Origin of the sequence: Dyella sp. (assembly GCF_035685885.1) — a bacterium.
Lineage (GTDB): Bacteria > Pseudomonadota > Gammaproteobacteria > Xanthomonadales > Rhodanobacteraceae > Dyella.
Window position 1 is genome coordinate 1 of record NZ_DASRZX010000164.1, and the last position, 8,695, is coordinate 8,695.

8 protein-coding genes are annotated in these 8,695 nt (G+C 62.8%); 2 read left to right on the forward strand and 6 right to left on the reverse strand.

The features are described from left to right. The 6 genes from VFG49_RS19075 to cmk form a co-directional block, all read right to left on the reverse strand. Nucleotides 1-807, reverse strand: an 807-nt coding sequence (locus VFG49_RS19075) for a glycosyltransferase family 4 protein (protein WP_324863562.1), incomplete at its 3' end; no start/stop codon positions are given. A 34-nt stretch (nt 808-841) separates the two neighbouring features. Beyond that, nucleotides 842-2,017, reverse strand: coding sequence for a lipopolysaccharide assembly protein LapB (gene lapB, locus VFG49_RS19080; protein ID WP_324863564.1), 1,176 nt, complete (start codon nt 2,015-2,017; stop codon nt 842-844). Next, nucleotides 2,014-2,274: a lipopolysaccharide assembly protein LapA domain-containing protein gene (locus VFG49_RS19085; protein WP_324863567.1), complete on the reverse strand. Its 261-nt coding sequence runs from the start codon at nt 2,272-2,274 to the stop codon at nt 2,014-2,016. The genes lapB and VFG49_RS19085 overlap by 4 nt, the downstream gene beginning before the upstream one ends. 180 nt (nt 2,275-2,454) lie before the next feature. Next, entirely contained in the window at nt 2,455-2,742 is a 288-nt protein-coding gene (locus tag VFG49_RS19090) for an integration host factor subunit beta (protein WP_324863569.1), read from the reverse strand. Nucleotides 2,743-2,817: 75 nt separating this feature from the next. Next, nucleotides 2,818-4,491, reverse strand: a complete 1,674-nt coding sequence (gene rpsA, locus VFG49_RS19095) for a 30S ribosomal protein S1 (protein WP_324863571.1) — start codon at nt 4,489-4,491, stop codon at nt 2,818-2,820. 170 nt (nt 4,492-4,661) lie between these two features. After that, the gene (cmk, locus tag VFG49_RS19100) at nt 4,662-5,342 is read right to left on the reverse strand and encodes a (d)CMP kinase (RefSeq protein ID WP_324863573.1); all 681 of its coding nucleotides are present in this window, start codon (nt 5,340-5,342) and stop codon (nt 4,662-4,664) included. A 116-nt stretch (nt 5,343-5,458) separates the two neighbouring features. Between cmk and VFG49_RS19105 the strand changes: the two genes are divergently transcribed. After that, nucleotides 5,459-5,716 carry an acyl-CoA-binding protein gene (locus VFG49_RS19105; RefSeq protein WP_324863575.1) on the forward strand — a complete coding sequence of 86 codons (258 nt, stop codon included), beginning with the start codon at nt 5,459-5,461 and terminating at the stop codon, nt 5,714-5,716. A 294-nt stretch (nt 5,717-6,010) separates the two neighbouring features. Beyond that, the gene (locus tag VFG49_RS19110) at nt 6,011-8,023 is read left to right on the forward strand and encodes an NADPH-dependent 2,4-dienoyl-CoA reductase (protein WP_324863577.1); all 2,013 of its coding nucleotides are present in this window, start codon (nt 6,011-6,013) and stop codon (nt 8,021-8,023) included. The last annotated feature ends 672 nt before the right edge of the window (nt 8,024-8,695 follow it).

The window sequence follows — 8,695 nt, forward strand, 5'->3', positions numbered from 1 at the left end:
CGTGAATCCACTGCGAACCATCCATTGGTACAGATGCTCGCGATGGGCAGTGTACCAACGCCGGCCGCTCGCCATACGCCCCAACAGGGTAAGGGTAGCGTCCGCTATGAAAGATGAACTGAGGATCAAGGCCGGCCACAACAGCTGGTTGTCGACCCGCCAGAGCAGCGCTGTCAGCACGAACAGCAGCAGTCCCGCCGTTCCGCTACCCACGTCACCCATGAAGATGCGGGCCCTGGGTCGGTTGAAAAACCAGAATCCGAGAGCGGCCGCCCCCAGGCAGGCCGCCGAAACGGCAAGCGCCACCTGGCCGACGGCCCGTGCCATCCAGGCGAGCCCGATAGCCACAAAGATCACCTGCTGAGCCAGCAGGCCATCGATCCCGTCCATGAAATTGTGCAGGTTGATGCTCCATGTCCCTGCCAGCACCAGCAGCGGGAGCCACCACCAGGACATGCCATCGAACGCGAGGGCAGCCGCAACCACGCCGGCGGACAACAACTGGATGCCAAGCCTTGGCAGTACCGGCAGCGACCGGTGGTCGTCCCACCAGCCCACCATGGCGACGCTCGCCGTAGCTACTGCCAGTGCCAGCGCAATGGGCACGGGCCATGTGCCAGGAAACCACAACAGCGCCAGCGGCATGCACACGATCGCGGCAGCGACCACGCCGATGCCGCCGCCGCGTGGCGTGGGAATGGTGTGGGAGCGGCGTTGACCGGGAAGGTCCATCATGCCGCGCCGATGCGCATAGGCGATGGCCCCGCGCACGACGGCCAGCGAAATCAACAACGACGCCAGCACCATCCCTATCGCCAGCAAAGTCGGACTCATCCGCGCCTCATTCGTTGGCGACGCCATGGATGGGACGAATCGTGCTCCAGTTCTTGCAGCTGGGGCATTGCCAGTGGTGCGCCTTGGCGCCAAAGCCGCAACGGCTGCAGCGATACATCGCCTGCCCTTCCAGCAGCTTCTTGGTGAGGTCGCGCAGGATCAGGAAGTTTTCGCGCGCCTCACCTTCGATCTTGTCCATGGTCGCGTCGATCAACGCCATCAGCCCTCGCACCGATGGCCGCTGGCGCAGTTGCGAGGTAAGGAAATCGATCGCCGTGCGATCGCCATCGCGCTGCTGGTAAAGGCGCGTGAGCGCCAGCACCGGCGAGATGCCGTGATAGCGCTCCAGGATGTCACGCAGGAAGTGTTCCGCATGCTCCATCTGCTGCGAGCGTGCATAGCTGTTTAGCAGTGGCGGCAGGATTTCAGGCACGAAGGCGATATCAGCCTCGATGGCCTGCTCATAAGCCTTGGCTGCCTCGGCATGCTGGCCCTCTTCGGCATAAAGCCGTCCGGTCAGCATGAAGGCACGCACGCAATCGGCCTGGCAGGCGAAGGCCTGGCGCAGGTACTCACGCGCTTCCTGCCGGGCGCCATGCTGGCGCGACTGTTCGGCGAGCTCGCAATAAAACTGCGCGATCATGCCGGCCTCGTCTTCGCCGGTCATGGCCTCGAGACGGCGCGCGTGCTCGATCGCCTTGTGCCAGTCGCGCTCATGCTGGTAGATCGCGATGAGATGGCGCAGCGCCGAGGGCGCGTGTGCGTCCATCGCCACGAGATCGGAAAACAGCGTTTCCGCACGATCCAGCAGACCGGCGCGCATGTAGTCTTCGCCCAACTCGAGCAGGGCGACGGTCTTCATCGCATCCGACAAACCCGGCCGCGAAACAAGATGTTGATGCAAGCGAATCGCACGATCCACTTCGCCGCGCCGACGGAACAAATTGCCCAGCGCAAGATGGGTTTCCACCGTATCGCGGTTGTATTCGGCCAGCTTGAGGAAGACCTCGATGGCCTTGTCCTGTTCTTCATTGAGCAGGTAGTTCAGGCCGCGGAAGTAGTCCGATGACAGCTCGCTGACTTGCGCACCGGACCGACGCACACCTGCACGCCGGGCCGTCCACCAACCACTGGCAAATGCTGCGGGAACCAACAGGAGAAGGACGTACTGAAGTGCGCTCATGCACCGGCCGGCGAAGTCGTGACCCTGTCGCCGGATGTCCGGCGGCGCTGGCGACGGTGCCTGAGGCTGACGCCCAGCCATGCGGTCAGGCCGCCGAGCAACCAGCCGGCCACCAGAGCCAGCAACAGCGCAGCGCCCTTGGGCAAATCCATCCGCACAAAACCCAGGTCATAGCTTACCAGATCGGCATTGAGCGCCCCCAGCACGACGCCGGCAGCGATAAAGAGCAGGAGGATCAGCGTTACGATCAGTCGCATGCGGCGACTTTAACCGATTGCCGATGGCCGGCACAGGCACGGCCAGGGCTGTCCGTTCAGAAATTTGAGCCGGGTTGCGCCCGCGGGAGTACTGGAGGCATTGGGGCAAAAAAGAAGGCAGGATCGGCTCGTCGCCGCCTGCCTTCGATACATCGTGCGGTCATGCCCTTTGGAAGGGCATCACTCCAGATCCATGTTGACGCGCTCGCGCAGTTCCTTGCCCGGCTTGAAGTGCGGGACATGCTTGCCCGGCAGCGCCACGGCGTCACCCGTTTTGGGATTACGGCCCATGCGCGGCGGACGGTAATGCAGTGCGAAGCTGCCGAAACCGCGGACCTCGATGCGCTCGCCACTGGAAAGGGCGTGGCTCATCTGCTCGATCACGCTTTTGACCGCCAATTCCACATCGGCGAACGCGAGATGGGTCTGACGCCGTGCCAGCGCCTCGATCAATTCGGATTTGGTCATGGGTCCCCAATGTCCGTGACGTGAACCAAGCGGGGCGGCCCAGAAGGCCGCCCCGCCCTTGCTTCCACTTACTGCTTAGTCAGCCTTGTTGAGCTGCTCCTTGAGCAGCGCACCGAGCTTCGTCGTGCCAGTAGAGGCATTCGAGTACTCGGCCATGGCGTCGTGCAGCTCTTCTTCGTCCTTTGCGCGGATCGACAGCTGCAGCTGGCGGCCCTTGCGGTCCATGCCGGTGAACTTGGCTTCGACCTTGTCGCCCACCTTCAGATGCTGCGTGGCATCGTCGATGCGCTCCTTGGCGATGTCGTTGGCGCGCAGGTAACCCTCGACGCCTTCGCCCAGATCGATCACGGCGCCCTTGGCATCCACTTCCTTCACGGTGCCATTGACGATGGTGCCGCGCGGGTTGGTAGCCATGAACTGACCGAACGGATCCTGCTCCATCTGCTTGATGCCGAGGGAGATGCGCTCGCGCTCCGGATCCACGGCCAGCACCACGGCCTCGATCTCGTCGCCCTTCTTGAAGTTGCGGACGAGGTCTTCACCCGAGGCCTGCCAGGAGATGTCGGACAGGTGAACCAGGCCGTCGATGCCGCCGTCCAGACCGATGAAGATGCCGAAGTCGGTGATCGACTTGATCTGACCGGACACCTTGTCGTTCTTCTTGTGCATCGCTGCGAAGGCTTCCCACGGGTTCGAGCGGGTCTGCTTGATACCCAGCGAGATGCGGCGGCGCTCTTCATCCACGTCCAGCACCATCACTTCGGTCTCGTCGCCGACCTGCACAACCTTGGCAGGATTGACGTTCTTGTTGGTCCAGTCCATTTCGGACACGTGGACCAGGCCTTCCACGCCCGGCTCGATCTCAACAAAGCAACCGTAATCGGTGACGTTGGAGACCTTGCCGAACAGGCGGCTGCCAACCGGGTAGCGGCGGGCGATGGCGACCCACGGATCGTCACCCAGCTGCTTGAGGCCCAGCGACACGCGGTTGCGCTCGCGGTCGTACTTGAGCACGCGGACGTCCAGCTCGTCGCCGACGTTGACGACTTCGGACGGATGACGCACGCGCTTCCACGCCATGTCGGTGATGTGCAGCAGGCCGTCGATACCGCCCAGGTCCACGAACGCGCCGTAGTCGGTGAGGTTCTTGACCGTGCCCTTGACCACTGCGCCTTCGGTCAGGCGCTCAAGCAGCTTCTCGCGCTCCTCGGAGAACTCGGTCTCGACGACGGCGCGGCGGCTGACCACCACGTTGTTGCGCTTGCGGTCGAGCTTGATGATCTTGAACTCGAGGTCCTTGCCTTCCAGGTAAACCGGATCGCGGACCGGACGCACGTCGACCAGCGAGCCCGGCAGGAATGCGCGGACGTCCTTGATGTCGACGGTGAAGCCGCCCTTGACCTTGCCGGAGATCTTGCCGGTGATGGTCTCTTCCTTGTCGAAGGCCTGCTCGAGGTCGTCCCAAACCATGGAACGCTTGGCCTTCTCACGGGAGAGCTTGGTCTCGCCGAAACCGTCTTCCAGGGCGTCGAGGGCAACCTTCACCTCGTCGCCTACCTGCACTTCCAGCTCTCCGCTCTCGTCCTTGAACTGCTCGATCGGGACGATGCCTTCGCTCTTCAGGCCAGCGTTGATCACGACGACGTCGTTGCGGATTTCCACAACGATACCCGTGACGATCGCGCCCGGCTTCAGCTTGGAGATAGCCTGTTGGCTCTGTTCAAACAGTTCGGCAAAACTTTCAGTCATGTTGATTCCAGAAATGAGAAAAGGCCTTAAGTCCTATGCGCGCCGTGGAATGAAAAGCGCACAGACAATCGGCCCACCGGTTATGGGTGTCGCCGGATCGCTCCGTTGGCACCGTTGACCAAGACCCCAGCCGCGGCGGCAGGGGCACCAAAAGCCGTCGGCAGTCCTGTTCAGGACTGCACGACAGCCAATACTTTCGCCACGACGTCCTCGATGCCCATGCCGGTGGTGTCGATGAGAACCGCGTCTGCGGCCGGCTTGAGCGGCGCGACGGTTCGCGATGCATCGCGGGCGTCACGCGCTTCGATCTCGCGCTGAAGGACGGCAAGTGTAACGCTCAGCCCCTTTTCCTTCAACTGCTTATAGCGTCTTTTGGCACGTTCGGCGGCACTGGCGGTGAGGAACACCTTGTGGGGGGCGTCCGGGAAGATCACCGTGCCCATATCGCGTCCGTCCGCCACCAGGCCGGGAGCCTTGCGGAAAGCCAGCTGCATGTCCACAAGTGCTTGACGCACCGAGGGAATCGAGGCGATCGCCGAGGCCGCGGCCCCGGCCGTTTCGGTACGCAATTCATCGGTGGCGTCATGGCCGTTGACCAGCACGCGGGTGTCGCTCCCGTCGGCAGCCGCCTGGAAGCGGATCCTGGTCGTCTGGGCGCAACGGGTCATGGCATCCGCGTCCGACAGATCCAGCCCTTCGGCGCCGGCCGCATAACCCACGGCACGGTATAGCGCCCCCGAATCCAACAGGCGCCAGCCCAATTTCTCAGCCACCAAGCGACTGATGGTGCCCTTGCCCGATCCCGACGGTCCGTCGATGGTCAGCACGGGAACGGACGCGGATGGGCTCATGGGGTCTCCTGACGGCGGCTAAGGAAAACGCATATGCTATCGCGTTGGTCCTCGCACGGAACGCGGGTTGTCCAGTTGCCCTTTCCCAATCCGCCAGAACCATGCACTTCCACACCATGACCGATCTGCGTCGCGAATTCGAACAAGCCGCCGAAGATATCCAGCAGCTTGGCCAGCGGCCGGACAACGACACGCTGCTCAAGCTCTATGCCCTGTACAAGCAGGGTTCTGAGGGCAATGTTCACGGCGAACCGCCGGGCTTTTTCGACTTCGTGGGCACGGCCAAGTACGAAGCCTGGGGTCAGTTGCGTGGCGTTTCCGAAGACGAGGCGAAGCAGCGTTACATCGACCTGGTGCGAGAACTGTTGGGCTGAGTTCTCTCGGCTGCCCGAATTCAACGGGCCTCGACTCACCCAAAACCTCAAGCTGCCTACCCATTCCGGAGAAAGCCGGACCAACGCGAAGCGCACAGAACGACCGCAGGGCGGCTCCGCAGGGCGAGCGCAGCGAGTCATCCAGCGCGTTTCGCCCTGAAAGAAGGCAAAGCCGTCCGGCACCAACTTTCCGCAGGACGACAAGGCGCGCGCCCCTTTCAAGCGTCGGGGCCCTTGCTTTCAAACGCTCCCAGCAGGCACATTCATACGATCGTTTGAACCAAGACGGTCCATATGAACTTCCCCCGCCTGTTCTCTCCGCTCGACCTCGGGCACACAACCCTGCCCAACCGCATCCTGATGGGCTCGATGCATACGGGCCTGGAGGACAAGGCGGCGGACTTCGACAAGCTCGCGGCGTACTTCGCGGAACGTGCCCGCGGCGGCGTGGGCCTGATGGTCACCGGCGGCATCGCTCCAAGCATCGAAGGCTGGTTGAAGCCCTTCGGCGGTCGCCTGACCATGCCTTGGCATGTTGGTCGCCACCGCAAACTCACCCGCGCAGTGCACGCGGAAGGCGGCAAGCTATGCATGCAGATCCTGCACGCGGGGCGCTACGGCTATCACCCGCTGTCGGTGGCACCGTCAAAGATCAAATCGCCCATCACGCCATTCACTCCGCGCGCGCTGTCGAGCCGCGGTGTCGAGCGAACCATCGGTGGCTTCGTGCGTTGCGCGAAGCTCGCGCAGGACGCCGGTTACGACGGCATCGAAGTGATGGGTTCGGAAGGCTATTTGATCAACCAGTTCCTGGCCGCGCGCACCAACAAGCGCCATGACGCCTGGGGCGGCGATGCCGCGAAACGCATGCGTTTTCCCATCGAAATCGTGCACCGCACTCGCGAGGCCGTGGGCCGCGATTTCATCATCATCTATCGTCTGTCGATGCTCGATCTGGTGGACGATGCACAGGATTGGAGCGAGATCGTCGCGCTTGCCAAGGCCATCGAGGCCGCGGGGGCCAGCATCATCAACACTGGCATCGGCTGGCATGAAGCGCGCATACCCACCATTGTCACCAGCGTGCCGCGCGCGGGTTTTGCGTGGGTGACGAAGAAACTCAAGGGCGAAGTATCGATCCCGCTGATCACCACCAACCGCATCAACATGCCCGAAGTGGCCGAGCAGATCCTCGCCAGCGGCGAAGCGGACATGGTGTCGATGGCGCGCCCGCTACTGGCGGATCCGGAATGGCCGAACAAGGCAAAAGCCGGACGCAGCGAGCGCATCAACACCTGCATCGCCTGCAACCAGGCGTGCCTGGACCATGTCTTCCAGAACCGTCGCGCAAGCTGCCTGCTCAACCCGCGCGCCTGCCATGAAACCGAGCTGCACATCGAGCCGACACCCCGCCGGAAAAAGATTGCCGTGGTTGGCGCCGGCCCCGCGGGTCTTGCATGTGCCACCACGCTCGCCGAACGCGGACACGCGGTGACGCTGATCGACCGGGCCAATGAAATCGGCGGCCAGTTCAACTACGCCAAACGCATTCCCGGCAAGGAAGAATTCCACGAGACGCTACGCTATTTCCGCCACCGCCTTGAAGACACCGGCGTTGCGGTACGACTCGGGCAGATCGCCGATCCCACCTCGTTTGCCGGCCATGATGAAGTGGTGATCGCCACCGGCATCACGCCGCGACGGGTGAGTTTTCCCGGCAGCGATGATCCGCGTGTATTGAGCTATCTCGATGTGCTCGCGCACGACAGGCCCGTAGGTCAGCGCGTGGCCGTCATCGGGGCCGGTGGCATCGGGTTTGACGTCGCCGAATTCCTTGTCGAGCATCCGCCCTCCCCCACCTTGAACGTCGCACGCTGGACGCGCGAATGGGGCGTGGACATGCAGCTGGATACGCGAGGCGGACTGGCGCCAGCAAAGCCGGAAACGCCTGCGCGGCAAGTGTGGCTGCTTCAACGTAGCGAAGGCCGGCCCGGCGCGCGACTCAACAAGACCACTGGCTGGGTGCATCGCGCTACGCTGAAAGCCAAGCAGGTCACGATGCTGGGTGGCGTCGCCTACGAGCGCTTCGATGATCAGGGCCTGCACATCACGGTCGATGGACAGTCGCATGTGTTGCCGGTCGACAACGTGATCATCTGCGCGGGTCAGGAACCCAACCGCACGCTGGCCGACGAACTGATCCGGCTGGGTATCAAAACGCACATCATTGGTGGTGCCGATGTGGCCGCGGAATTGGATGCCAAGCGGGCCATCGACCAAGGAACGCGGCTGGCGGCGGCCCTGTAGGGGCGCGCTCAGTGCGCGACCGCTTGGGGCCCGATCGCGCACTGGGTGCGCTCCTGCAAAACATGCTCCTTCAGATACGACGACGCCCGGCTCGAAGGCCGGGCGTCGTGTCTTGAAAAGAAAGCGCCCCGCTGGGCGACGCGTCGATATGGGTCAGGGGGGAGGAAGACCAGATATCGCGGGGATAGCGTCGCAGCGGGGCGAGGGTCGCCGCCACCTGGGGGGAGGGGACGGTGGCGGGACGGAAAGAATCATATGATCGACCCGTTATAGAAACAAATATATATTTTGCGGCTCACTTATACGAAACGCCTATAAATAGGCCGCCTCCGTCAGGCACACCGGCGCAGGTGCCACGGCCAGGTGCCGCCACAGGTGCTGCGCCAGGTGCCATTGCTAATTAAGACAGTCACTTAGCGGACGAGACCTCGTTGCGAGGTCTCTATAAATAGCGAGTGAGACGCTTCAGTAAGGTCTGCTACGGGTCCAGCCTGTGTGAAAACACCCCGTAAGCGAACGCGCCGATCCTAACGTCATACCAAGCCGGAGTGTCGCATGAAGCGATTCGTCGAAGGGGTGGATCGGTCGCAGAGCGTGCTGTTTCCGGAACGGCTGGACGACTACATCAACGAGGACAATCCCGTTCGCGTCGTCGACGTCTTTGTGGATGCG